Annotated in this window: 20 protein-coding genes; 9 read left to right on the top strand and 11 right to left on the bottom strand. The window is 62.1% G+C overall.

What is annotated here, in order from left to right; genetic code table 11:
* Nucleotides 1-112 precede the first annotated feature (112 nt).
* Nucleotides 113-1,633 carry a methyl-accepting chemotaxis protein gene (locus J3P84_RS14305; protein ID WP_434623783.1) on the bottom strand — a complete coding sequence of 507 codons (1,521 nt, stop codon included), beginning with the start codon at nt 1,631-1,633 and terminating at the stop codon, nt 113-115.
* Nucleotides 1,634-1,800: 167 nt separating this feature from the next.
* Here J3P84_RS14305 and J3P84_RS14310 point away from each other — a divergent pair, with 167 nt between their 5' ends.
* Nucleotides 1,801-2,949, top strand: a complete 1,149-nt coding sequence (locus J3P84_RS14310) for a MalY/PatB family protein (protein ID WP_434623785.1) — start codon at nt 1,801-1,803, stop codon at nt 2,947-2,949.
* Nucleotides 2,950-3,127: 178 nt separating this feature from the next.
* On the opposite strand, the gene J3P84_RS14315 is transcribed toward J3P84_RS14310, so the two are convergent.
* Nucleotides 3,128-3,532, bottom strand: coding sequence for a VOC family protein (locus J3P84_RS14315; RefSeq protein ID WP_434623787.1), 405 nt, complete (start codon nt 3,530-3,532; stop codon nt 3,128-3,130).
* A gap of 178 nt (nt 3,533-3,710) precedes the next feature.
* Here J3P84_RS14315 and J3P84_RS14320 point away from each other — a divergent pair, with 178 nt between their 5' ends.
* The gene (locus J3P84_RS14320; RefSeq protein ID WP_434568527.1) at nt 3,711-4,568 is read left to right on the top strand and encodes an SDR family oxidoreductase; all 858 of its coding nucleotides are present in this window, start codon (nt 3,711-3,713) and stop codon (nt 4,566-4,568) included.
* 169 nt (nt 4,569-4,737) lie between these two features.
* On the opposite strand, the gene J3P84_RS14325 is transcribed toward J3P84_RS14320, so the two are convergent.
* From J3P84_RS14325 to J3P84_RS14335, 3 genes are read right to left on the bottom strand one after another with little or no spacing between them, the layout of a single operon-like run.
* Entirely contained in the window at nt 4,738-5,181 is a 444-nt protein-coding gene (locus J3P84_RS14325) for a DUF421 domain-containing protein (protein ID WP_434623790.1), read from the bottom strand.
* A 7-nt stretch (nt 5,182-5,188) separates the two neighbouring features.
* On the bottom strand, nt 5,189-5,707 hold the full coding sequence (locus J3P84_RS14330) for a hypothetical protein (RefSeq protein WP_434623792.1): 519 nt from the start codon (nt 5,705-5,707) through the stop codon (nt 5,189-5,191).
* A 10-nt stretch (nt 5,708-5,717) separates the two neighbouring features.
* Nucleotides 5,718-6,218, bottom strand: coding sequence for a CinA family protein (locus J3P84_RS14335; protein ID WP_434604896.1), 501 nt, complete (start codon nt 6,216-6,218; stop codon nt 5,718-5,720).
* A gap of 167 nt (nt 6,219-6,385) precedes the next feature.
* Between J3P84_RS14335 and J3P84_RS14340 the strand changes: the two genes are divergently transcribed.
* Together J3P84_RS14340 and J3P84_RS14345 are read left to right on the top strand one after the other, a co-directional pair.
* Nucleotides 6,386-6,997 (top strand): Yip1 family protein, encoded by a 612-nt coding sequence (locus tag J3P84_RS14340; protein ID WP_434623794.1) that lies wholly within the window; start codon nt 6,386-6,388, stop codon nt 6,995-6,997.
* A 155-nt stretch (nt 6,998-7,152) separates the two neighbouring features.
* Nucleotides 7,153-11,298 carry a CheR family methyltransferase gene (locus J3P84_RS14345; protein ID WP_434623796.1) on the top strand — a complete coding sequence of 1,382 codons (4,146 nt, stop codon included), beginning with the start codon at nt 7,153-7,155 and terminating at the stop codon, nt 11,296-11,298.
* Nucleotides 11,299-11,505: 207 nt separating this feature from the next.
* On the opposite strand, the gene ligD is transcribed toward J3P84_RS14345, so the two are convergent.
* The 4 genes from ligD to J3P84_RS14365 are packed head-to-tail and all read right to left on the bottom strand — an operon-like array spanning nt 11,506 to nt 17,655.
* Complete coding sequence (gene ligD, locus J3P84_RS14350) at nt 11,506-14,127, bottom strand: DNA ligase D (RefSeq protein ID WP_434623798.1); 2,622 nt, start codon at nt 14,125-14,127, stop codon at nt 11,506-11,508.
* Nucleotides 14,124-15,287 carry a carboxylate-amine ligase gene (locus J3P84_RS14355; protein ID WP_434623800.1) on the bottom strand — a complete coding sequence of 388 codons (1,164 nt, stop codon included), beginning with the start codon at nt 15,285-15,287 and terminating at the stop codon, nt 14,124-14,126. Before J3P84_RS14355 ends, ligD begins: the two co-directional genes overlap by 4 nt.
* On the bottom strand, nt 15,259-16,260 hold the full coding sequence (locus tag J3P84_RS14360) for a methyltransferase (protein ID WP_434623802.1): 1,002 nt from the start codon (nt 16,258-16,260) through the stop codon (nt 15,259-15,261). Before J3P84_RS14360 ends, J3P84_RS14355 begins: the two co-directional genes overlap by 29 nt.
* Nucleotides 16,261-16,269: 9 nt before the next feature.
* Nucleotides 16,270-17,655, bottom strand: coding sequence for an iron-containing redox enzyme family protein (locus J3P84_RS14365; protein ID WP_434623804.1), 1,386 nt, complete (start codon nt 17,653-17,655; stop codon nt 16,270-16,272).
* A 319-nt stretch (nt 17,656-17,974) separates the two neighbouring features.
* On the opposite strand from J3P84_RS14365, the gene J3P84_RS14370 reads away from it, so the two are divergent.
* On the top strand, nt 17,975-19,306 hold the full coding sequence (locus J3P84_RS14370; protein ID WP_434623806.1) for a cation:proton antiporter: 1,332 nt from the start codon (nt 17,975-17,977) through the stop codon (nt 19,304-19,306).
* Nucleotides 19,307-19,309: 3 nt separating this feature from the next.
* Here J3P84_RS14370 and J3P84_RS14375 read toward each other — a convergent pair whose 3' ends face one another.
* Together J3P84_RS14375 and J3P84_RS14380 are read right to left on the bottom strand one after the other, a co-directional pair.
* Entirely contained in the window at nt 19,310-19,846 is a 537-nt protein-coding gene (locus tag J3P84_RS14375; RefSeq protein WP_434604881.1) for a hypothetical protein, read from the bottom strand.
* A 494-nt stretch (nt 19,847-20,340) separates the two neighbouring features.
* Entirely contained in the window at nt 20,341-21,600 is a 1,260-nt protein-coding gene (locus J3P84_RS14380) for an IS256 family transposase (RefSeq protein ID WP_434623808.1), read from the bottom strand.
* A gap of 177 nt (nt 21,601-21,777) precedes the next feature.
* On the opposite strand from J3P84_RS14380, the gene J3P84_RS14385 reads away from it, so the two are divergent.
* The 4 genes from J3P84_RS14385 to J3P84_RS14400 all read left to right on the top strand — a co-directional run bounded on the left by J3P84_RS14385 (nt 21,778) and on the right by J3P84_RS14400 (nt 26,025).
* Nucleotides 21,778-22,527 carry a helix-turn-helix domain-containing protein gene (locus J3P84_RS14385; protein ID WP_434623810.1) on the top strand — a complete coding sequence of 250 codons (750 nt, stop codon included), beginning with the start codon at nt 21,778-21,780 and terminating at the stop codon, nt 22,525-22,527.
* Between the two features lie 232 nt (nt 22,528-22,759).
* The gene (locus tag J3P84_RS14390) at nt 22,760-23,578 is read left to right on the top strand and encodes an ABC transporter substrate-binding protein (protein WP_434623812.1); all 819 of its coding nucleotides are present in this window, start codon (nt 22,760-22,762) and stop codon (nt 23,576-23,578) included.
* A gap of 10 nt (nt 23,579-23,588) precedes the next feature.
* Nucleotides 23,589-25,367, top strand: a complete 1,779-nt coding sequence (gene lhpI / locus J3P84_RS14395; protein ID WP_434623814.1) for a cis-3-hydroxy-L-proline dehydratase — start codon at nt 23,589-23,591, stop codon at nt 25,365-25,367.
* On the top strand, nt 25,360-26,025 hold the full coding sequence (locus tag J3P84_RS14400) for an amino acid ABC transporter permease (protein ID WP_434568542.1): 666 nt from the start codon (nt 25,360-25,362) through the stop codon (nt 26,023-26,025). The genes lhpI and J3P84_RS14400 overlap by 8 nt, the downstream gene beginning before the upstream one ends.
* Nucleotides 26,026-26,030: the final 5 nt, after the last annotated feature.

Here is a 26,030-nt window from a genome sequence, read left to right on the forward strand (position 1 = left end):
TGGGTCTCATTTGACGCCGGCGAGGTATCCCGGATGTGTCAGCAACGGGCTTGAAGGAATCAGTTCGTATCGACAGCGGGGCTGGATACACAGCGATACATTTGTATCGAGGCTATTTTCGCTCAAGCTGCCGGTCTGGCCCATGAAACGCTTGCCCCAGCGCCGCCAGCCGCTCCGCCAAAGGCGGCAGGCATTGGCTGCTGCGGGCCAGCACACCGATGTTGTCGGCGTTGCGCTCGGCCACGGCCTGTACCGTTTGCAAGCGCTCATTGATACCCATCGACGCCGCGGACTGTTGCTGGGTCGTGCTGGCGATCAGGTCGTTGAAGTGGTTGATCACCGCGATGTCTTCGACGACAGCATGCAACAGTTGCGAGGCCTGCTGGCTGGCGGACACGCAACGCTCGACCCCTTCACGGCTGTCTTGCATGGCGATCGCAGCCTGACGGCTGCCCTGTTGCAGCTTGGCGATGATCTGCTGGATTTCCGTGGTGGAAGTCGAGGTCCGTTGGGACAGCGTCCGGACCTCGTCGGCCACCACGGCGAACCCACGCCCCTGCTCGCCGGCCCGGGCCGCCTCGATGGCCGCATTGAGGGCCAGCAGGTTGGTCTGTTCGGCGATGCTGTTGATCACGTCCAGTACCTGGCCGATCTGCTGCGCCTGCTCGGCCAGCAGTTGCACGGTTTCATTGGTCAGGTTGATCCGTCCCGCCAGTTCGAGAATTTCTTCCCGGGTCTGGTCAACCGTGGTGCGCCCCCGGTTGACTTGCTCGTTGGCCTGCCCGGCGCGCTGCAGCGTCTGGCCGACGTGGCCGGTAATACTCTCCATGGCCTGCATCAGCTGGCCGATCGCGCCGCTCATCTGTGCCACTTCGTCCAACTGGTGCCGGGCACCGTTTTCCAGGGTCCGGCCGACCTGGGACAGGTCCTGGCCGAGGTCCGACAGGTCACGGGTGTCGCGCACCACACCGTCCACCAGGTTGGTCACCTGCAGGAGGAAATGGTCGAAACGCTCGCCGGATGAGACTTTCACGCCCTGGCTGCGTTGTGTGTCGGTGTCACGACTCAACTGCGCGGCGGCGGCCAGCACCTTGTCGAGCACGTCCTGGTTGTCCGTTGCATCGGCCAGGCTCTGGTTCGCCAGGTAGATCAGGATCACGCTTTCGACGACGACATAAAAGGCATGCACAAAAATCATCGTCCACCCGCCGTGGGCATCCATCACGAACACCGGGTAGCCCTGATGCTGGAGCCAATGAAACCCGACGTGGTGAACGGCGATGGTACCGGCGGCCACGACGATCGGCAGCCAGTCGCGATAGAACGTCAATACCGCCAGCAGCACGAAGATGCCGAAGTGAAACTCGATCACGCCTCGGGTCTGGTTGATGTGCAGCGCGGCCATGACCATCAGCGCCATGGCGATGATGCAGCGCATCGCACGGGTGCCGCAGATGCCCCGGTAGAGCAGCGTCGCCAGCAGGCACGTTGGTGCGCCGATCAGCAGCGCCTGAGTGAAGGTCGAATGAAGAAATGCCAGGCCCAGCGAATACAGGAGCGTGAGCCAGAGCAGCCCGAGCATGATGCGATCGGCTTTGCGGTAGTGATCGTTAAAGCGCAGGGGCGATTTCATCGGGCTGTCCTTGTCATGAACCGGGCGTCCGTCGGCGGCATATCGACGTCTCGGGACGAAACTGTAGCGCATTGCAGCAAATTAATGGCAATTAGCTACCAATCTTTTTGTCCAGCCTCTTTGCTTTATGATGGCCCGATTCTGTATCCCTGACTGATGGAACCACCATGACTTTCGATTTCGACCAGGTGTTCGAACGCCAAGGCACCGGCAGCACCAAATGGAGCCGTTACCCGGCCGAGGTATTGCCGATGTGGGTGGCCGACATGGATTTTGCCGCCCCGCCGATGGTGATCGATGCGCTGCACAAGCGCCTGGAGCATCCGATGCTGGGCTACAGCGTGGCCCAGGACAGCCTGCGCGCCGCCATCGTCGCCGATCTCTGGAGCAAGTATGGCTGGCGCGTCGAGCCCCAGCAGATCCTGTTCCTGCCGGGGGTCGAGCCAGGTTTCAACATTGCTTTGCATGCGTTGGTCGAGCCGCAGCAGAACGTCGTGGTGCAGGTGCCCAACTACCCGCCGCTGCGTCATGCGCCGGGCCATTGGAACCTGAACAAGGTGGAGCTGCCCTTCACCCCGCTCGACGGAGAGTTCCACACGCCCCTGGGCGCATTGCGCGACGCCTTGCAGGGCGGCGGCGCGTTGTTGCTGAGCAATCCACACAACCCGCTGGGCAAGGTGTTCGGGCGCGACGAACTCAAGGCCGTGGCGGACATTTGTGTCGAGCAGGACGCCTGGATCATTTCCGACGAGATCCATGCCGAACTGTGCTTCGATGGCCGCGTGCACATCCCCACCGCCAGCCTCGGCGCGGAGATTGCCGAGCGCACCATCACGCTGATGTCGGCCAGCAAGGCCTACAACATCGCGGGGCTGAAAACCTCCTTTGCGATCATCCAGAACGCCAGGCTGCGCGAACGGGTCAACAGCGCCAGGGCGGGCATGGTCGACAGCGTCAATGCCCTGGGCCTGGAGGCGACTCGTGCCGCCTACAGCGAAGCGGGTCCGTGGCTGGAGGCATTGAAGGCCTACCTGCAAGCCAACCGGGACTACCTGGTCGACGCGGTGAAGAACCGCCTGCCAGGCGTGACCATGACCGTGCCCCAGGGGACCTACCTGGCGTGGCTGGATTGCTCCGGGCTGGGGCTGGACGATCCGCAAGCGTTTTTCCTGAAGGAAGCCAAGGTCGGCTTGAGCGCCGGGATGGATTTTGGCGATGATGCCGGGCAATTCGTGCGGCTGAACTTCGGTTGCCCGAGGGCCCTGCTGGAGGAAGGTCTTGCGCGGATGGAGCGGAGCCTGAAAGCCCGAGGCTGAGCAGATCCCCCCGTGGCGAGGGAGCTTGCTCCCGCTCGGTTGCGTAGCGACCGCAAGATTTTGGGGCTGCTACGCAGCCCAGCGGGAGCAAGCTCCCTCGCCACAACAGCGGATCATCTCAAGAGCGGCTGACCTCACGAGCGGATCACCCCAGGAGCAGATCACCTCAAGACCGGGGTCAGTCATACATATCCGGCGTATGCACAAAGCACAACTTATTGCCCTCCGGGTCCCGGCAATAAGCCCCGAAGTAATCCTTTGAATACTGGGGCCTCGGGCCCGGCGCGCCTTCGTCGAAACCGCCCATCGCCAAGGCCATGGCCCAGGCGGCTCGCACGGTCTGCGGCGAATCGGCGGCGAAGCTCACTTGCATGCCATTGCCCCAGGTTGCGGGCAGGCCATTGATCGGCACCTGGACGAACACCTGCGGCCAATGCCTGCCGGGTTGATGCCAGCCTTCCCCGGGCGGGCCCGAGTCGTCTTCGCTGTCCATGCGCACCAACCCCAGGCACCCCAGGACGGCATCGTAGAACGCGACCATTTTCGGTAGATCCCGCGCACCAATCTGAATGTGACTGAACATGCCCTTCTCCTTATGAAGCGTTGTTGTCATTGGAGAGCATGACCGTGTCCCCGTTCAGCCGAACATGAACACGGTCGACAAGACGCTCGCTCATCGACCGATGGGAAAATCCGACCGAACTCTGCCTGAAACGCCACAGTCCACCCTCCATCGCAACCACCTGCCATGGAGAATGAAAATGGCCGATTACCCAACCCCACCCTTCCCCAAACAAAGCCAGCCCGTCCCCGGCAGCCAGCAGAAGATGGACCCGTATCCGGACTGCGGTGAACAAAGCTACAAGGGTTCCGGTCGCCTGGCGAACAAGATTGCCCTGATCACCGGCGCCGACAGCGGTATCGGGCGCGCGGTAGCCATTGCCTTCGCCCGCGAAGGCGCTGACGTGGCCATTTCCTACCTGAACGAGCACGAGGATGCCAAGGAGACCGCTCGCTGGGTCGAACAGGCCGGCCGGCAATGCCTGTTGCTGCCCGGCGACCTGGCGGACAAGGCCCAATGCCGCAAGGTCGTCGATGAAACCGTGGCGCGCTTCGGCCGCATCGACGTCCTCGTCAACAACGCCGCGTTCCAGATGACTCACGAAACCCTGGAAGAGATTCCGGACGAAGAATGGGTGCGCACGTTCGATATCAACATCACCGCAATGTTCAGGATCTGCCAGGCCGCGGTGCCGCACATGAAGGCCGGCGGATCGATCATCAACACCACCTCGGTCAACTCGGACATGCCCAAGCCGACGTTGCTGGCCTATGCCACGACCAAAGGCGCCATCGCCAACTTCACCGGTGGCCTGGCGCAGATGCTCGGGCCCAAGGGCATCCGGGTGAACAGCGTCGCGCCAGGGCCGATCTGGACACCGCTGATCGTTGCCACCATGCCCGAGGAAGAAGTGCAGAACTTCGGTTCGCAGACACCACTGGGGCGCCCCGGCCAGCCCGTGGAAGTGGCGCCGATCTTCGTGCTGCTGGCCTCGGATGAGTCCAGCTACATCTCCGGCTCGCGGTATGCGGTGACCGGGGGCAAGCCGATCCTTTAAATGTATGTGGCGAGGGGGCTTTTTGTGGCGAGGGGATTTATCCCCGCTGGGGCGCGAAGCGGCCCTGAATCAGGACACCTCGGTATATCAGGAAGGATCCAGAGGGCTGCTTCGCAGCCCAACGGGGATAAATCCCCTCACCACAAAAGCCCCCCGCCACTACCAAGGATCACTCCTTGGCGATCACCGAAATCTTCCCGTTGCGTTCGATGATCGCGAACTTGATCTGATCCAGGGTCTCGATGCCCTGGCTCGAGCGCGCCGCTTCCATGATGTCTGCCTCTATCAGCCGGGCGTCACGCATGCGCCCCTGCAAGATACGCCCATCCTCGACGATGACGGTCGGGCCACCATCGATCAGCCGCGAAACCCAGTCGGAGCGCAGCTTGAGCAGCGAAAACCCGACATCGATGGCAATCAGCGTGACGATGACCATGAACGAATTGGTCATCGAGAAATCGTCCCCCAGCAATGCCTGCTGGGTAGCCTCGCCAATGATCATCAACAGGACGAAATCGAAGGTGGTGATCTCTGCCAGCGAACGCCGCCCGGCGATCTTGAACAATACCAACAATACCGCGTACATCGCGGCGGCTCGCAATACCGAATCCATACGTCACCTATGGAAAGATGAATTGATTGAACCTGACCTCGGCGCCATTGGGCGTTGCGATGCGGCTTTTATAGTTACCGAGGCCTTCACCGAGCAGTGACAGGTGCAGGTTGGCCCGCCCCTGCCCGTCGGCCCGGACCCAGACCTTCATACCCTGCCCCGCGGCGGCCGAACGCACTGGCTGCGGTTGCACGCTCTGCACATCGAACCCCTCCAGCCAATCGCCGCCAAGCTCCACCTCCAGCACCGCGTTGGACGCGCCTTGCAGACGGATGACCAGCGGATTGACCGAGCCGTTGCGATGGAACATCCCGTATTCGACGCCAATGCTGCCGTCCGCGCTTTGCGCTTCGCGGCTGCTCAGCGGACCACGGGAAAACAGCCCGAGCAGGGTCAGGATCACCAACAGCACCAATACGTACCAGCCGACCCGCTCGAAGCGCCAGACCTTGTGCTGGAATGCCATGTCCTCTTCCACCGGGAATTGGCGGCTGCGGTGGTCGTCCTGTTCACGCTGATCGATCATGGGGCCGCTCCTATCGAAGTTCACCGGCCAAAGCGCGCTGGTGATAGCCGGGCAATTGCCGCAAGGCGTACTCGCTGGAGAGCAACTGCACCTGGCGCCGGTCGCCAAAGAACCGCTCCTGGCGGCTGAACAACGCACGCTGGCCGTTCACCTCGAACGCCCAGGCAAAACAGACCGTGCCAGCAGGTATGCCGTCCTTGTCGTCCGGCCCGAGCAGGCCGGTGGTAGCGACCGCGACGTTGGCGTTGGCGTCGCGCAACGCGCCCAAGGCCATTTCCTCGGCGACTTCGCGGCTGGTGAGATTGAAGGTATCGATGGTGCGCGGCTTGACGCCGAGCAAGCGCTGCTTGGCTTCGGGGGAATACACCACATAGCCGCTTTCGATCAGCGAGCCACTGCCCGGCACTTCCGCCAACAGGGTGACGATCAGCCCGGCGGTACAGGACTCGGCGGTGGTCAGGCGCAGTTCATGGTCTTGCAGATAATCAACCAGGGATTGGGCAACAGTCATGGCATTCAGTCCTTCATGGATGCTGATGGGTTGACCCCCGCGGTTTCGAATCATTCCCTTTATCGCGCCGTCGCCCGGACACGCCAAATAAATGAAACCCCTGGCCGATCCTGTACCTCATAACGGTATGAGCCTCATGCAGAGGCTGTCCTGATCAGGAGGTCGTCATGTCTGTGCTTTTCGTCAAGCTGTTCACCCATCCGGAATTTGCCTGGGGGGACATTCGCGAGCAGGAGCAGGCTCACCCCCACCATTACCTGGCCCATCTGTTGTTGCTGGCGCTGATTCCGTCGGTGTGCCTGTTCATCGGTACCACCTGGACCGGCTGGAGCCTGGCCGAAAACGAGACCGTGAGGTTGAGTCAGGCCAGCGCCTTGCAACTGTGCGCCCTGCTCTACCTGACCATCGTGATCGGCGTCTCGCTGATGGGGCTGTTCATCCGCTGGATGTCGCGCACCTTCGAGGCCCGGCCCACGGTCAACCAGTGCATCGGTTTTGCCGCCTACACCGCAACCCCGTACTTCCTGGCCGGCATCTTCGGGCTGTACCCCAGCCGCTGGCTGGCGGTGGCGGTCCTGTTGCTCGCCTCGGTCTACTCGACATTCCTGCTGTTCGTCGGTCTGCCCAAGTTCATGGGCCTGAAGAAAGAACAAGGGCTATTGTATTCAGCGAGCGTCTGGGGCGTCGGTTTACTGGTGCTGGTCACGATCCTGGTGGAAATGATCCTGCTGTGGTTCAACTACCTGCAACCGGAATATCTTCGCGTGCCAGTGGGCTGAGCCCGCGTCGAGGCGCACAATGACGGAAGCCGCGGCCAGGCGAACATCCACTTCGCAATCTTCGCCTAACCCGACTATCCTGCGAGTTTTTGCATCCTGAATATCGAGGCGACAGCGCTGGACCGCTGCGCCGCCCTTCCTAAGGCCAATGTCATATGTCTTCATCAAGCAAACGCTCTCCCAACGTGCCACAGCGACGAGAGTTGAGCCCCAGCAACCTCGATTTTCCGGTAGTGGGAATCGGCGCCTCCGCAGGCGGCTTGCAGGCCATCAGGCAATTTTTCGAGCACATGCCCAAGGACAATGGCATGGCGTTCGTGATCGTCCTGCACCTGGCTCCAGACCATCAAAGCATCGCCGACAGGATCATCCAGGAATCGACCAAGATGCCGGTGCTCCAGGTGAGCGAGACGGTCGCTATCCAGAAAAACCATGTCTATGTCATTTCCCCCGCCCATCATCTGTCGATGAACGACGGATATCTGAAGGTCAAGCCGGCCGAGCCGCGCCTCGGCGGGCATGTGGCTATCGACCTGTTTTTCCGTGACCTGGCCGACGTACACAAGGAGCGGGCATTCTGCCTGGTGCTGTCGGGCACCGGCTCCGACGGAGCCGTGGGCCTGTCGCGCATCAAGGAACAGGGCGGCGTGACCATCGCCCAATCGCCCCAGGACGCCGAATTCGACGGCATGCCCCAAGCCGCCATCGACACCCAGATGGTCGACCTGGTGCTTCCCGTGGTGGAGATGCCGCAAAAGCTCCTGGAGCTGTGGCGAAATTCTCAGAATATTCGTCTGCCGACGGCCAACGACCCGGAAATCAAGACCCAACCGCCAACCTCCGAGCGCGAAGCAGTCGCCGCCGAGCAATCGCTGCATGACATCCTGGTGCAGCTGCGCGCTGGCACCGGGCATGACTTCAAGCATTACAAGCGGGCCACCGTGCTGCGGCGCATCGAACGGCGCATGCAGGTCACCGCCCAGCCAGATCTGGGCGCCTACTACGCGTATCTGCAGAATCACCCCGAAGAAACCAAGGCGCTGCTGGGCGACCTGCTGATCGGGGTGACCAATTTCTTCCGCGATCGCGAAGCCTTCGAAGCCCTGGAGCGCGACGTCCTGCCCAACCTGTTGAAGCCGGTCGAGCCGGGTAGCGTGCCGCCTGAGGAAATCAGGATCTGGTCGGCCGGCTGCTCCACCGGCGAAGAGGCCTATACCCTGGCCATGTTGCTCAGCGATCAGTTACAGCACGATTCGAGCAACGCCAAGCTGCAGATATTCGCCACCGACATCGACGAACGCGCGATTACCGTGGGGCGCGGCGGCGCCTACCCGGAAGCGATCATTACCGACGTGCCGCCCACTCGCCTGCGCCAATATTTCCTGAAGGAAAGCACGACGTACCGTGTGCGCAAGGAAATCCGCGAGCGCGTGCTGTTTGCCAAACACAGCCTGCTGTCGGACCCGCCCTTCTCGCAGATCGACCTGATCGTCTGCCGCAACCTGCTGATCTACCTCGACCGCGAGGTGCAGCGGGAAATCCTGCAGATGTTCCACTTTGCCCTGCGCCCGGGAGGCTACCTGTTCCTCGGTTCGTCGGAGTCGGCCGATGCCTGCGGCGAGCTGTTCAGCCCGGTGGACAAGCGCAACCGGATCTTCCGCGCCAAATATGGCACTGCCGCCAGCCGCCGAACCCCGACCATGCCCCGTGGCGGTTACGTGCGCAGCACCTCGTCCCTGGCCGCGCCGCAGATCATCGCGCCGCGCAAGGTGTCGTTTGCCGATATCCACCTGCGTGCCATCGAACGGGCCGCGCCACCGAGCATAATTGTCGACAGCAATGGCGACATCCTGCACATGATCGAAACCGCCGGCCGCTATCTGCGCCACGTTGGCGGCGAGATGTCGCGTAACCTGCTGACGCTGATCAACCCGCAGCTGCGCCTGGAAATCCGCACCGCCTTGTTCCAGGTGAACCAGAACGGCCAGCCGGTCAAGTCCCGCCAGGTCAATATGGAGCGCGATGGCAAGCGCTTCCTGGTGGACCTGCTGGTCCAGCCATATCGCGACGACGAATCCGATGGCGATTTTGTCCTTGTCGTGTTCGAGGAGGAGGAAGTCGACCCCAGCCAGCAGGTTACCGCCATCACCAGCCAGACCGAAAACCAGGTGCTGGCCAATCTGGAGCGGGAGCTGCAGCGGACCAAGTCGCACCTGCAGGACACCATCGAGCAGGCCGAGGTCTCCAGCGAGGAGCTCAAGGCCTCCAATGAAGAAATGCAGGCCATCAACGAGGAACTGCGCTCGGCCACCGAGGAGCTGGAAACCAGCAAGGAAGAGCTGCAATCGATCAACGAAGAGTTGCTGACGGTCAATTACGAGCTGAAGACCAAGGTCGAGGAAACCGACAAGATCAACGACTACCTCACCAACCTGATCGCCTCCACCGACATCGCCACGGTATTCGTCGACCGCAGCATGCGCATCAAATGGTTCACCCCGCGGGCCACGGAAATCTTCAGCATGCTCCCGGTGGACACCGGCCGTTCACTGCTCGACATCACCCACCGCCTGGACTATGCGGAGATGGCTGCGGACGCCACCCAGGTGTTCGAGTCGCTGAACATGATCGAGCGCGAAGTCAGCAGCAAGGATGACCGCTGGTACATCGCCCGCCTGCTGCCCTATCGCTCCAGCGAAGACCACATCGACGGCACGGTGTTGACCTTTATCGACATCACCAAGCGCCGTGCCGCTGAAGAAGAGTTGCGCCTGGGCGAAGAGCGCATGCGCCTGGTGGCCGAAAGCACCCGCGACTACGCGATCATCCTGCTCGACGAACATGGCGTGATCACCAGTTGGAACACCGGCGCGCAGTTGATTTTCGGCCATACCAAGGCCGAAGCCGAAGGCGCTTATTACGACTTCCTCTTTACCCCGGAAGACCGTAGCTACGGCGCTCCTGAAACCGAACTGAGCACCGCTCGTGCCAAAGGCCGTTGCGAAGACGAGCGCTGGCATCAACGCAAGGACGGCAGCCGCTTCTTCTGCAGTGGCGAGGTCACGCTGCTCAGTGGCGACTACTTGCAGGGCTACGTGAAGATTGCCCGTGATCTCACCGGGCATAAGCGCCTGCACGAAGAACAGACCCAACGGCTCATGGAAACCCAGAACAACAGCCACTTGAAGGATGAGTTCTTCGCGGTCATGTCCCACGAACTGAAGCACCCGCTGAATCTGATCCAGCTCAACGCCGAATTGCTGCGCCGCCTGCCGGTGACCAAGAGCGTCACTGCGGCTGCCAGGGCGGTCAACACCATCTGCGACGCTGTTACCAGCCAGGCGCGTATCATCGACGACCTGCTGGACGTAGCCCGAGTACGCACCGGCAAGCTCAAGCTCAAGCGCCTGGCGGTCGATCTGGGTCGCGTGCTGCAAGACATCTACACCGTGGTGATCAACGACAACCATCCGAACAAGGTCACTCTGGAACTGCCCGAAGGGCCCGGCAGCGAGCTGATTGTCAACGCCGATCCGACCCGGCTGGAGCAGATCATCTGGAACCTGGTGAATAACGCGCTGAAATTCACCCCGAACGGCGGCCGCGTGCAGTTGATCGCCAGCCAGGACGGGCGCATGGCTCGCCTGGACGTCAAGGATTCAGGCGTCGGTATTGCCGCGGAACACTTGAGCGAAGTGTTCGACCTGTTCGGCCAGGCCGAGACCCAGCATGCGACCCATCAGCGCGAAGGGCTGGGAATCGGCCTGTCGCTGGTACGGCAGTTGACCGAAGCCCACGGCGGCAGCGTCGAGGTCAAGTCCGAAGGGCTGGGCAAAGGCTGTACGTTCACCATCCGCCTGCCCTTGAGCAGCGCCGAGCTGGCGCCCAAGCCGCAAGCCTGCGAAGAGCAATCCGGACGCCTGAGCGGCTTGACGGTGTTGTTGGTGGACGATTCCCCCGACGTGCTCGATACCCTCAAGCTGCTGCTGGAAATGGAGGACGCCAACGTCGTTGCGTTCGATCAACCGTTGCAAGCGCTGGAAGCGGCCCGGGACGCCCGTTACGACGTGGTGATCTCGGACCTGGGCATGCCGGTAATGAATGGCCATGAACTGATGCAGGCGCTGCGCGAGTTGCCCCACATCAAAAACATCCCGGCCATCGCCCTGACCGGGTACGGTGCGTCTGTCGACATGCACAAGTCGCAGCAGTCGGGTTTTGACCAGCACATCGGCAAACCGGTGTCCTATGACGAGTTGATCGAAGCGATCGAGCAATTGCGGCGGGCGCGGGTTTATTAGGACCCCGCAAAATCTGGCAGAAACGCTCATTCATGCTAGGTATTATCTGTGGCGAGGGGATTTATCCCCGCTGGGCTGCGAAGCAGCCCTTGTGTCCAGCCGATATACCGAGAAAGTAAGTATAGGGCCGCTTCGCGCCCCAGCGGGGATAAATCCCCTCGCCACAATAATTACACTTGCCACAGAGCGGCCCCTTCCTCCTAGGGGCTACTTGGCGGTGGTCTTCATCCCGATCCGCCGACGCATCTCGGCCGTGATGCCCTGGCGGGTTTTCTTCAGGTCCGCCCAAGGCTCATGCCCCACCTCGGCCAGCCGCTCATGCACGTTGTGCACGTTCCACAGGTTGGCGCCCTTGAGCTCGGCCACTTCTTCGCGATAAATCGGCACCGACACTGGCAGCCCTTCACGGGTGCGGGCGGCATAGGCACAAATGGTCGTGGCGCCCAGGCCGTTGCGCAGGTAATCGATGAAAATCCGCCCCACCCGGTTTTTCGGTCCCGATACCGCCGAGAAGCGATCGGGCAACAGCTTGGCCATGTGGCTGACAATGGCGTGGCTGAAGCCCTTGACCTCGTCCCAGCCCAACTTGCGGGTCAGCGGCACCACCACGTGGATACCCTTGCCGCCGCTGGTCTTGAGAAACGCCTTCAGGCCCAGCTCATCCAGCACCGACAAGGTCAGTTGCGTGGCTTCCACCATGCTTTTCCACGGCAGCGCCGGGTCCGGGTCAAGGTCGAGGACAAAACGGTCGGGTTTGTCCAGGTCTACCGAAGTGGCGTTCCAGGTGTGCAGCTCCACGGTACTCATCTGCACCGCACCGATGAGCGCTTCGGCGTTGTTGATGATCATCACCGGTTGCCCGGTCAGGTCCTTGTCCAGGCTGGTGATGCCGGGAATCGCCAGGCGCTCGGGGTTCTTCTGGAAGAACAGCTCGCCGGCGATGCCATCCGGCGCGCGCACCAGGGCCACCGGACGGTCGGCCAGTTCCGGCAGGATGAATTCGGCAACGCTGGCGTAGTACTCGGCCAGTTGCATCTTGGTCGTGCCACTGCTGGCATCGATGATCCGGTCCGGGTGGGTAATGCGCACCTTGCCGTCCAGGGTCGGTGCCTGGGTGGTCTTGGCCTTGGCTTTGGTCTTCGTCTGGGCCGGCGCCGGCTCCTCTTTGGCGGCAGATTTTTTCTTGGCAACCTTTTCCACCGGTTTCGGCAGTTCCTGGGTAATCGCCTTGGCCGGCTTGTCGTTGCGCAAGCCATGGAACACCGCGTGGCGTACCGAACCTTCCTTGGTCATTTCAGCAAATGCCACCTCGGCCAGTAATTCCGGCTTGAGCCAGTGCACGCCCTTGGCCTCGTAACCAGTGGGGGGGTTGACCACGGCGGCTTTTTTCGTTTCCAGGGGCAACAGCTGCTGGTAGATGCTTTTGAGGGTCGTTTCGTTGAAACCGGTGCCGACCTTGCCGGCATACCGCAGCTCGCCGCTGTCCACGTCATGCAGGCCCAGCAACAAGGCACCGAACGCGCTGCGCGAGCCCTTGGGCTCGCTGAAGCCGACCACGACAAACTCCTGGCGATTCTTGCATTTGAGCTTGATCCAGTCGCTGCTGCGCCGGGACACATAGGCGCTGCCCTGGCGTTTGCCGATCAGTCCTTCCATGCGCATCTGGCAAGCGCTGTTGAGCAGTGCTTCGGGGGTTTCCTCGAAGGCGTCGGAAAAGCGCAGCAACGGATCTTCATTCGCCTCAAGCACCGCTGCCAGCGCGGCCCGACGCTCCTCCACCGGCACTTTGCGCAGATCCATGCCGTTGAGGTAGGGCAAATCGAACAGGTAATAGGCGATCTTGCCGCTGCTGCCGGCATCAAAGGCGTTTTGCAGGGCCTGGAAGTCCGGCACGCCTTGCTCATTGGCGACGACCATCTCGCCGTCGAGCCAGGCCGATTCCAATCCGAGCCCGGCCAAGGCCTCGGCCTGTTTCGGCAGTTTGTGGGTCCAGTCATGGCCGTTGCGGGTGATCAAGCGCACATCGCCGTTGTCGATACGCGCCATGACCCGGTAGCCGTCGAACTTGATCTCGTAGAGCCAGTCGCCCTCGGGCGCGCTGTCCACCAGCGTCGCCAGTTCCGGCTTGAGGGTTTCGGGAATCGGGCCGGCAACGGCGCCGCTGAGGGTGGTCTTCGCGGTTTTTTTTGACGATTTCGGCGGCGCGGCTTTTTCCGGTTGTTTTACCGCTTTGGCGGCAGCGGCCTTGCCTCGACGCTTGGGCACGATAGTGCGGTCGCTGAGCACGCTGTCCGGCTCGGCCTGGACCACGTCGTACTCGCTTTCCGGACGGGCCGCGTCGTCCTGGTGCTTGATCAGGAACCATTGCTCCTGTTTACCGGGCATATGGGTGCGCACCAGGTTCCACAGGCCGGCGAGTTTCTCCCCGCGCAGCTCGAACTTGAGCCGGCCTTTCTCGTAGGCTTCGTGTACATCGCCCTGGGGAATCCACACGCCCCGGTCCCAGACAATGACCTCGCCGGCGCCGTAGTGCCCTTCGGGAATGCTGCCCTCGAAGGTCGCGTAATCGAGCGGATGGTCTTCGACATGCACGGCCAGGCGCTTGACCTTCGGGTCCAGGGACGGTCCCTTGGGCACTGCCCAGCTCTTGAGCGCGCCGTCCAGCTCCAGGCGAAAATCGTAATGCAGCCGCGTGGCGTCGTGCTTCTGGATGCAGTACTGCAGGGCATGGGCGGTTTTCGCCGCTTTGCGCGAGCGTTTCGCCGCCGGTTCCGGGGTGGCGGCGAAGTCGCGCATGCGGTTGTAATCTTCAAGAGTTTTACTGGTCATGGGCCACCTGCAACTTGCGCAAGGGTCGGATCGGCCACGGGCATGCCGGCGGTTTCCGAGAGCAACTGATCAACCACCCGGCTCAGGGCCTGTTCGATGGAGTCCCCCAGCAGCAAGCCTTGTTCATACAGTACGACCTGGCGATCAGCACTGGTGCCCTCCTGAACGATCCGGCGCGCCTGCTTGAACACGTCCTGTACACCCAACGCTGTGGCGGTGTCGGCGAAGGTCTGCTCGGCCAGGTTCAGCCATTCGCCAATGAGCATGGGTTGTTCCTGCCCCTCGATGATGAACTCCGCCAGGATGCCGTGGCGCTTGGCCCGGTAGCGGTTTTCCTTGAGGATCCACTGCGACATCAGGCTGTAATTGGCCCCAGGCTTGGGCTGGGCGCAGGCATGGGCAACCATCAGGCGAAACAGCGAAACCAGGCACAGGACGTCGTCGATCCGCGGGCAGGCATCGCAGATGCGCAGCTCCAGCGTCGGGTAACGCGACGACGGCCTGAGCACCCACCAGCAATCGCTGGGCTGGCGAATGGAGCCGGTGCGCGTGAGCATGTCGACGTAGCCGTTGAACGCGGCCTCGTCGGCGAAGAACTCCGGCACGCCCATCCGCGGCCATTCATCGCAGGCTACCTGGCGATAACTGCTGAAGCCGCTGTAGCCGCCGTTCCAGAACGGCGAAGACGCACTCAGCGCCAACAACATCGGCAGCCACGGCAACACTTCGTTCATGACCTTGACCCGGTCCTGATCGCCCGGTACTTCCACGTGTACATGCAGGCCCGATAACACGCTGCGGCGCGCCACTCGCTGGTAATCGTCGAACAATTGCTGGAAATGCAGCTCGTCGGTGGGCTGCAAGCCGACCGTGGTCATCGGATGTGAGCCGGCGCTCAATAATCCCAGGCCGTGGGGTGCCAGGCGCCGCGTCAGGCCGCTACGCACCTGGGCCAGGTAATCGGCGGCCTCCGCCAGGTTCTCGAAGATGGGCGAAGCCATCTCCACCTGGCTCAGGAACATCTCGTGGGCGAAATGCTCACCCAGCTCCTCCCGGCATGCCGCAATCGCCGCTACGGGCGGCTGGTCGGGCATGTGCCGGGTTTGCAGGTCGGTGACGAAATATTCCTCTTCAATGCCGAACTTCAAACGCCTGTTCATCGATGTTCCCTCCGATACCCGCACCCGTGCGGGTGACAACCAACGCCACCACGGCGATCCGTTCCACGTCCTGATAACCCGGGGTCAGCAATTCCTCGCCGAAGACATCCGGGTCCAGTTCCCGGTAAGTCCAGCCGTACTGCGCCGAATCGCGCCAAGGGCCAAGCGCCTCCAGGAACGGATCGCGACCGTCGACCATCGCCACGCCGGTGTAGAGCACCAGCGAGCCACCAGGCGTAAGCCGGGGCAACGCCTGCTCGACGATACGCAGCGACAGGCCGGCGCCCAGCGCGCCGCCACCATGGCGATAGGCGCGCTCGGCCGGGTCGGCCATGTACGGTGGGTTGGCAACGATCAGGTCAAAGCTGCCCTCGACGTCCCGGAGAACATCACTGTGGGCGACCTCGACGTTGGCAACCTCGGCCAGCGCGGCGTTGACCGCGCACAGGCGCAGGGCCAGGGGATTGATGTCCACGGCGAGAACCTCGGCCTCGCGCCGGGCGCGGGCAATCACCATGGCCCCGACACCGGCACCACAGCCGATGTCCACGGCCCGATGCACCGCGGTGAAGTTCTGTTGCAGGTGGGTATGGATCAGATGGGCGAACCGATAGCTGTCCGGGCCGAAAAATACTGCGTCATTGGCCTGGGTGGGAAACTGCGAATGGGCGAACAGCATCCCGTCCAGGCTCGACCAGCGCACGCGGCTGTATAACAGGCCGTCACGTTCCTCCAACACCTGCGCCTCCTGCAACTGACGCTGCTCATCGGCGGAAATCAGCCCAGGCGCGAACGGCCGCGACCAGCCGAAAACGTCCCGCAGGGTCTTCGAACGCTCGTTGCCGGGCCGTTTATTGACCCGTTCATGGGTTAACGGTGTCGGGGTGATGAAACGGTAGCCGTCGGCGTGCAGGCGGCGACCCAGTTGCAGCAGCGCCAGGTCGGGTTCGGACAGGCGATCTTCCTGATTCATGCAGAGCTCCTAACGAAGGGCGGATTTGAGTTCGATGAACCGGCGGGTCGCCAGCAGCCCGGCCGGATGGCTATGGGCGCGCGGCGAAAGCCAGGACAAGAGGATCTGCATCTGCGCATCGGGCGCCTTGCCCCGCAGTAATTGCTGCAGGTTCTGCACGTCCGGATCCTGCGGCGGTGCCTGGGTATCCTGCGCCGCGCCAAGGCTGCGGCGGGCGCCGGAGCGACCGCGCTCCTCCAACCAGTCACCGGCGATCCAATCGTGCAACAGCTGCTTTTCGTAAGGGCTGAAGACCCCGAACATCGCCGCGCCAGCGCCTTCGATCAGGGTCCAGAAGCGGCTGTTCTGCGGATCTTCGTGGCGCCGGATCCAGCCTTTGCCTTGCATGGCCTTGAGGAAACCTTCCAGCTGCCCCGGCTCCGCCAGCCATTGGTTGACGGTCTTGCCTTCGAATTTGCAGTAATCGGAATGCATGTGTTGGCCAAACGGGCGCTTGCGCTCAAGCATGTCGAGGACCTCGCGTTCCAAGTCAAACGACTCGATGACCGCCCGGCTGCCCTGCCCCAGGTCGTTGAGGCGATAGCCCAGGGTGACCCGACGCCAGAAGGATTCGCGATCCGCCTCCATCGGCATCAGTTGCAGCAGCGATTGCACAGCCTTGTGGGCATGGCCGGTGCTGGCGTTGTCGATGGTCACATGGAGAGTGAAGTAATACGGGTCGATGTCGAGTTCGCTCAGCTCATAGGCGCTGATCAGCAAATGCAGTGGCAGTTGTTCGTAGCCAAGGTTGTAGCCGATGACCTCGGGCAGATACTCGTCGCCGGCATAACCCAAAGCCAGTTGCACCGCACCTTGCAGATAGCGGTCATCGTGGATGTCGGGCATGTCCGACAGCCCATGTTCGGCTAGCAGCTTGCGGTAGAGCACCACATGGTTCTGGGCCGGCACACCATCGCCGAGCTCTTCCAGATAGGTACACAGCAGCCCTTCGAAACGGTGGTCATGCCAGTGCCTGAGCACGCCATACAACCAGGCGCCATCCACTAGTTTCGTCGGCGCCACGGCCTGCAGGAAGTACAAAGCCTGGGCCTTGCTGTGGAAGAACTCCCGACGACCGCCACTCTTGCGTCGTTCCAGGTAGTCGGCGTACTGCCGGGCCACGCCGGCGCTGTGCTGTTCTACCCAGGCAAGCAGCGCCGCTGGATCGTCGGGCATCTCCTGGGGCAACGCCGCGGCCTGCTCCAGCAAAGGCTGGAGAAAGGCTTGGGCATCGGCTTGCTTGTCGCTGTCGTCGGGGCCCTGCAGCAGCCGCTCGTAGCATTGACGAACGTTGCCCGCAGTGGTGAATGGCTGCGCGGTGGCAGGCCTGGATTGGAGGGATGTCAGCGCAGTCATAAAGGCCTCTTGGGTTTCTCGACGGGACGCTCGATCAGCACGTCTCTTCCATTGCAGAGCCTCGCGCACGGGAAAAAATTCCCCTGGATCGAAAAGCGCCCGGATAAACGGGAGCCTGCCGATATGCCGGGGAACCCTCGCTTCGCTAACCCCCTCGAACGCTAGGCAAGGCGGTTTTTCGTGGCGAGGGAGCTTGCTCCCGCTGGGCCGGGCTGGCGCTCCAGTGCGCAGCAGCCCCCAAAGAAAGGCCGCTGCGCGGCCAGCGGGAGCAAGCTCCCTCGCCACAAGGAAATGAGTGACCCCAACCCAAGGAGCAACCATGATTTTCACAGTGTGGGTAGCGGTGCTCGGTGCCGTTTTGCTGACCCTGGCCCTGACGTCGTCCTACCTGCGCTGGATGCCGGTCACCACCTCGGCCGTGTGCCTGGTGCTGGGCGTCGCCATTGGCCCGGCGGGGCTGGGACTGCTGCGGCTGGGGGTCGACGATTCGTCAGGCTGGATGGAGCACCTGACCGAAGTCGCCGTGGTGTTCTCGCTGTTCGTCAGCGGCCTCAAGCTGCGCCTGCCACTGAAGAACCGCAGCTGGCGCGTGGCCTACGGGCTGGCCGGTCCGGTGATGATCCTGACCATCGCCGGCCTGTGCCTGACCTTGCACTACCTGTTTGGGCTCGGATGGGGCGTGTCCATGTTGATCGGCGCGATGCTCGCACCCACCGACCCGGTGCTGGCGGCACTGGTGCAGGTCAATGATGCCCGCGACGATGATCGCGTGCGATTCGGCTTGTCCGGGGAAGCCGGGCTGAACGACGGCACTGCATTTCCCTTTGTCATCCTTGGCTTGCTCATGCTGCAGGAAGACGGCAGCGGATTTCTCGGCGAGTGGGCCTTGCGCAACGTCTTGTGGGCCGTACCGGCGGGGCTGCTGATCGGCTACTGGCTGGGGCGTGGCATCGGCCGGCTGACCTTGTCGATGCGCATCAAGAACGCCGACAGTACCCTGTCGCCAAACGATTACCTGGCCCTGGCCCTGATCGCACTGGCCTACGTGGCGGCGGAGTCGGTGCAGGCTTATGGCTTTCTTTCGGTGTTCGCCGCCGGCCTGGGATTGCGTCAGGCGGAAGTCGAGTCCACCGATGAAAACGCGCCGCCGGCCGAGCATCTGGTGCAACCGCTGGTGGGCCATGAAGCGGTAGAACCGGAGCAGGCCGTGCACGGCGACACCCAGGCCCTGGACGACGGCCAGGTGGCGGCCGGGGTGATGATGAGCGACATGCTGGCGTTCGGCAGCCTGGTGGAGCGCTCCATGGAAGTGTTCCTGGTCACACTGCTCGGCGTGGTCCTTGCCCATCACTGGGATTGGCGGGCCCTGGCCATCGGTGCCTTGCTGTTCGCGGTGATCCGCCCGTTGAGCGTGCTGGCGATGCCTTGGGGGAGATTGCTGGATGGGCCGCAACGGTTATTGATCGGCTGGTTCGGCATACGCGGCATCGGCAGCCTGTTTTACCTGTTCTACGCCTTGAACCATCACCTGCAACCCGAAGTGGCGCAGCTGTGCATCGACCTCACGCTGTCGGTGGTGGCGCTGAGCATCCTGGTGCACGGCGTAAGCACCCAACCCGCACTGGCGTGGTATGAGCGCCGAAAAAAGTGACGGTCAGCCACCCGGGTCGGTCACTTGGATGAACACCGAATACACCCCCAGCAACACCCAGAACGCCGCGAAGATCCACGGCGTGCGCACCGAAAACAGCAGCGACTTGCGATAGCCCTTGTGGGTCGACTCGCGCTCGCTGAACAGCGGCGAATCATCGTAGGCCAGGCCCATCAACGGTTCACTGCGCAGCAGTTCGCTTTGTTTGAAATGCCAATGGTCGATGATCTCGTAGGCAGCCCGAATCCCCGGCCAGGCGTTGAGCGAACTCAGGAAACCGAGCAGCGCCAGAAATGGCGGCACGATCAGCGTGAAGAGCTTGCCCCACTCCGGATTCAGGTTGGCCATGCACGACGCGAAGGCAATCACCAGGAAAGACTGTGCGGCCAGATACGCGTCGGTTCGATTGGCGAGAATACTGGTTTCGTACTGGATTTCCCGCCGATAGAAATCCAGCCGCTCCTTGGGTGAGCCAAACAGCTTGGCATTGTGCTCGGTCAGATCTTCTTCGGGCGTAGGGTAAGTCAGGATTCTGGGCATTGCGCGGATAGTGCCTCGGCTTGAATGGGGGTGCATCTAGAAATGATCGTCGTGGCTGAGTTCAAAGCAATCGACCGGTGGCGCTTGCATCCAAGCACCCCCCGAACGGCCTGGTTCCTGCCCCGCTCTCGCTCTTGCTCTTGCTCTTGCTCTTGCTCTCGCTCTTGCTCTTGCCCTGCTTTTGACTTTGATCTCAGCGCCCCATTAACCACGCTGGCCGAACGCAGGCATTGCGCAGTGGGCAACCCGGCATGGATGCCGGGTTAGCCGCGCTGGGCCATGGATGGCCCTTCGCGGCGGCCCACGGAGCAATGCCGGAGTGAGGGCATGCCGAGCCTAGGCGAGGCACCGAGTGGTGGGGCAAAGCGTTTTTGGTTACTTTTGGCGCTCTTCCAAAAGTGACCCGCTGTAAGAGCGGAACCATAAGCCGCCGTGGGAGTGTCAGATTTTTTGTGTGCGGGCCGGTAACGGCCTGCCGTTAGGCAGACCTTCATTTACCACGTCGGCCTGATGAACCGATCCCCGTACAGGATCGCGAACTGATTCATGGCGCTTTTCCAGTCATGGGCTGCACTGCCCCAGTTTGCGGTTATATTGCGCAAGCCCAGCCAGATTAACTTGGTGGCAGCTTCATCGGTTGGGAAGTGCCCCCTCGTTTTAATGATCTTGCGCAGTTGAGCGTTGATGCTCTCGATTGCATTGGTCGTGTAAATCACTTTCCGGATGGCGGGCGGAAAGACAAAAAACGGGATGACTCGATCCCAGGCGCGTCGCCAGGCAGCTACGATGGTTGGGTACTGTTTGCCCCAGGGGCCATTTTCGAACGAGTCCAAAGCCGCTTCGGCGGCCTCGGCGTTGATCGCTTGATAGATCGGCTTAAGCGCTTTGGCCAGTTCCCGACGTTTGTCCCAGGCTGCATAGTCGAGGCTGTTGCGGATCAGATGTACGATGCAGGTTTGCAAAGTCGTCTCAGGAAACACCGAGTTCAGGGCTTCTGGCATGCCTTTGAGACCATCGGTCACGGCAATCAGCACATCTTCGACTCCGCGTGTCTTGAGGTCATTGAAGATCTTCATCCAGAACTTGGCGCCTTCCGTTGTCTCGATCCAGATGCCCAAGATATCGCGGGTTCCGTCCGGTAATACGCCCAAGGCCAAGTAGATGGCCTTATTGCGGACCAGTCCTTCTTCCCTGATTTTGACCCGCAACGCGTCGAAGAAGATGACCGGATACATCTGCTCAAGCGGTCGTTGCTGCCAGGCGCCGATCTCCTCCATCACCGCGTCGGTGACCGAACTGATGAAGTCGTGCGAGACATCTGTCCCGTACTGTTCCAAGAGAAACGCGCGAATCTCGCGAACCGTCATGCCCCGAGCGTACATGGCGATGATCTTGTCATCGAACCCGGTAAAGCGCCGCTCATGCTTGGGAATCAGGATCGGCGCAAAGCTGCCATCGCGATCACGGGGAATCTCCAGACGAAGCGGACCGTCGTCTGTCAGAACGGTCTTGCCGCTTTTACCGTTGCGCTGGTTACTCGACTCCTCGGGACGCTCCGCGCCCTGAGGATAGCCAAGATGGTGGCCCAGCTCTGCGCCCAGGGCTCGCTCGATAAGCGCCTTCTTGAAGGCCATCGACGCATCCTGAATCGCCTCGGCAGTCATTGGGCCTTTGACGAACTGATCAATCAGCTCCTTCGGGATCAAAGGGAGCTCGGTTTTGGCCCCCAAGGCCGTCTTCTTTTTGGTTGGCATACATGCACCTCTTCAGCATGTTATGCCCGCACACAAAATTTCTGACAGTCCCGCCGCCGTGACCACAGCAACGGATATACACACCAATAGACAGCCCGAGACAGATAAGACGGAGCACGTGACAAGCACCTCACTTCCATCCGACACTCCCTCCCTCACAAAAAAACGACACCGCCCATGTACCCCTCACTCGCCTCCCTGCCCCCCTGCGACCTCGAAACCCTGCTCCAGAGCCTGCAACCCATCGCGCCGCTGCTCGACACCCTCACCGACACAGTGTTCTTCATCAAGGACAACCAGGCCCGCTATGCCTTCGTCAACCAGACCCTGGCCCGACGCTGCGGCTTCAAAGAGCGCAACGACCTGCTCGGCCTCACCGCCGAACAGGTATTCCCGGAACGCTTCGGCCCGCTGTACACCGAACAGGACCGCCGAGTGCTCGCCAGCGGAAGAGAACTGGCCGACCAACTCGAACTGCACCTGTATTACGGCAACCAGCCAGTGTGGTGCCTGACCCACAAACTGGCCCTGCACGACCTCACTGGCCGGATCGTCGGCCTGGCCGGAATCTCCCGTGACCTGCAACTGCCACAATCGAGCCACCCGGCGTTCCAGAAGCTGGCGGCGGTGGATGCGCACATCAAGCGCCACTTCGCCCGTACCATCAGCCTGGCCGAGCTGACCGCCATCGCCGGGTTGTCGGTTGCGCAACTGGAGCGACACTGCAAGCGCATCTTCCAGCTCACGCCCCGACAGATGATTCACAAGGCGCGCCTGGAAGAAGCCTCGCGCTTGCTGCTGGAGCAGGACCTGCCCATCACCGAGATCGCCCTGCGCTGCGGCTACACCGATCACAGCGCGTTCAGTCGCCAGTTCCGCGCCCTGACCAGCCTGTCTCCCAGCCAATATCGGGAAAACCAGCGCTGATCGCTGTTCCTTTATCGGGCCTCCGCGTGTACCACTGCTCCCATCTGTAACACCGCACCTGACGCGCCTGCTCGCCAACGTCAGCAAGCAGCATCGGCAACCCTCGGTATATCAAGCGCTTACCAACGAGCTATCGGAAAAACAAAAACAGGCACGTCGATTGCTTATTTAATATCGTATACGAAATCCTCAATACGATATTTCCCAGCACTTATTCGACAGCGAGGCATTTATGAAAAACCCTGCATTGGCCGTAGCCCTCGGCGTGGTCCTGTTTCCCCTGCTTACCCTTCCCGCCCATGCCGACAAACTCGACGACATCATCGGCTCGGGGAAACTGCGTTGCGCCGTGACACTGGACTTCCCACCGATGGGCTTTCGTGATGAAAGCAACAAACCGGCAGGATTCGACGTGGACTATTGCCACGATCTGGCGAAGGTTCTCGGCGTCGACGCGGAGGTTGTAGAAACGCCATTCTCCGACCGAATCCCCGCGCTGCTCTCGGGCCGCGCCGATGTCATCGTCGCCTCCACTTCCGACACCCTGGAGCGGGCCAAGACCGTCGGCCTGACCGTGCCCTACTTCGCGTTCCAGATGGTCGTGCTGACCCGCGACGACACGGGCATCAACGGCTACGCCGACCTCAAGGGCAAGAAGCTCGGCAACACCAGCAGCACCTATGAAGCCATCGCCCTGGAGAAAGACCAGAAGAGCTGGGGCAGCGGCAGTTTCCGTGCCTATCAATCGCAGAACGACACACTGCTGGCCGTCGCCCAGGGCCACATCGATGCCACCGTGGTGACCAACACCGTCGCTGCCGCGACCATCAAATCGGGCAAGTACAAGGGCCTGAAAATCGCCGGAGACGCGCCTTACGTCATCGACTACGTATCCCTCGGCGCCAAACGCAACGAATACGGCCTGCTCAATTACCTCAACCTGTTCGTCAACCAGCAGGTGCGGACCGGCCGCTACAAGGAGCTCTTCGTGAAGTGGGTCGGCACCGAAATCCCGCCGGCCAACCTGACCGTGCCGCAGGTTTATTACTGAGGATCGCGGCATGCCGAGCACGCCTATCCGCCTGCAGGGCCGCAGCCTGGTCGAGGGTGCCGTCGAGGGCAGCCTGTTGTTCGCCGATGTCGGCCTGAGCTTTTGGGGCGGGGTTGATCCGGCCACGGGCGAAGTCATCGACCGACACCACCCGCTCAGTGGCGAGCGCCTGGCCGGGCGCGTGCTGGCGATTCCCAGCGGGCGTGGCTCTTGCACCGGCAGCAGCGTGTTGATGGAACTCATCAGCAACGGTAATGCACCGGCGGCACTGGTGCTGGCCGAAGCCGATGAAATCCTGACCCTGGGGGTGCTTGTCGCCGAGGTGGTTTTCCAGCGCTCGCTACCGGTGCTGTGCATCGGCAGCGAGGCATTCAGCACTTTGCGCGGCCAGGGCTTCGGGCGTGTCGAGGGCAACCGCCTGACCTTGTCCGGGCGTCGGCCCAACGACCAATGGCGTGGGGAAAATACTTGCGCGCAGCCGTTCCGGCCCTCCACTGTCCGCTTGAACGAACGGGACCAGGCGCTGCTTGACGGGGTCCATGGCAAGGCTGCCCAGGTGGCGATGCAAATCGTCTTGCGCATGGCCGACATCCAGGGCGCCGGACAATTGCTGGACATCACCCAAGCCCACATCGACGGCTGCATTTATACCGGCCCGGCCAGCCTGCGTTTTGCCGAACAACTGGTGCAGTGGGGCGCGAAGGTTTGCGTGCCCACCACCCTCAATTCGATTTCCGTGGACCAGCGCCGCTGGCGTGAGCTCGGCGTCGATCCGGCCCTGGGCGAGCCGGCCAGTGCCTTGGGCGACGCCTACATGGCGATGGGCGCGCAATTGAGTTTCACCTGTGCACCCTACCTGCTCGACACCGCGCCGACGGCGGGTGAACAGATCGTCTGGGCCGAGTCCAACGCGGTGGTCTATGCCAACAGCGTGCTTGGTGCGCGGACGCAGAAGTACCCGGACTTCCTCGATATCTGCATTGCCTTGTGTGGCCGAGCGCCGCTGGCCGGTTGTCATCTCGATGACCAGCGCAAGGCCGGCCTGATCGTCGAGGTGCCGAGGATCGAATCAGCGGATGACAGCTTCTACCCGCTGCTCGGCTATCACATTGGCAGCCTCACGGGGCGGCGTATCCCGCTGATCCGAGGCCTGGAAGACGCCGCGCCGACCCTGGACGACCTGAAAGCCTTCGGCGCCGCGTTCGCCACCACCAGCGCGGCGCCGTTGTTCCACATCGCCGGGGTGACGCCGGAGGCCATGGACCCGGCCCAGGTCCTGGATCACGACGCCGTGTTATCAGCGAAAACCGTGGACGTGACCGGATTGCTCGCCAGTTGGCGCGAACTCAACAGCGCCCGGCACAGCCATGTGGATGTGGTTTCCCTGGGTAACCCGCACTTCTCCCTGAGCGAATTCGCCACCCTGGCGAACCTTTGTGCGGGACGAACCAGGCACCCCGATGTGGTAGTGGCGATCACCTGCGGTCGCGCCGTGCTGGAGCAGGCTCGCCAGGCCGGTTACCTGGAGCCCATCGAGGCTTTCGGCGCGACGCTGGTCACCGACACCTGCTGGTGCATGCTGGGTGAACCGGTGATCCCTCCGGCCGCCACGACCCTGATGACCAATTCCGGCAAGTACGCCCACTACGCACCCGGCCTGGTGGGGCGCAGCGTGCACTTCGCCAGCCTCGGGGATTGCGTCGAGGCCGCCTGTACCGCCACGGCCAGCGGCCAGCCGCCGCAGTGGTTGCAACCTATCGCACGCAAGGGAAACCCGAGCCATGTTTGACTACAGCTTCCAATGGCGCCCGGCCCTGCGCGCGCTGCCCGATATGCTCGCCGGCGCCTGGGTGACCTTCGAAACGGCCGCGCTGTCGATGATTTTCGGCGTGCTGATCGCCCTGCTCCTGACGGTAATGCGCCAGGCCCGTCATCCGTTGTTGCGCGGCGTTGGCAACGGTTGGGTATCGATCGCCCGCAACACGCCGTCGTTGTTCCAGATCTACATCCTCTATTTCGGTCTCGGCTCTCTCGGCCTGCACGTCAGTTCATGGTTCGCCTTGCTGGCCGGTATCACCTTCAACAACGCCGGCTATCTGGCCGAGAACTTTCGCGGCGGACTCAAGGCGGTGCCGGGCACGCAGATGCGCGCCGCCCGTTCCCTGGGCATGAGCGCGTTCCAGGCCTACCGGATGATCATCGTCCCGCAATTGCTGCGCATCGTCTTCTACCCCCTGACCAACCAGATGGTCTGGGCGGTGCTGATGACATCCCTGGGCGTGGTGGTCGGCTTGAACAACGACCTCACCGGCGTGACCCAGGAATACAACGTCAAGACCTTCCGCACCTTCGAATACTTCGCCCTCGCGGCGCTGCTGTACTACCTGATCGCCAAGCTGATCGTCGGGCTGGCCCGGCTGTTGTCCTGGCGGCTGTTTCGTTATTGAGGGCT

Origin of the sequence: Pseudomonas sp. Z1-29 (genome assembly GCF_051131995.1) — a bacterium.
Lineage (GTDB): Bacteria > Pseudomonadota > Gammaproteobacteria > Pseudomonadales > Pseudomonadaceae > Aquipseudomonas.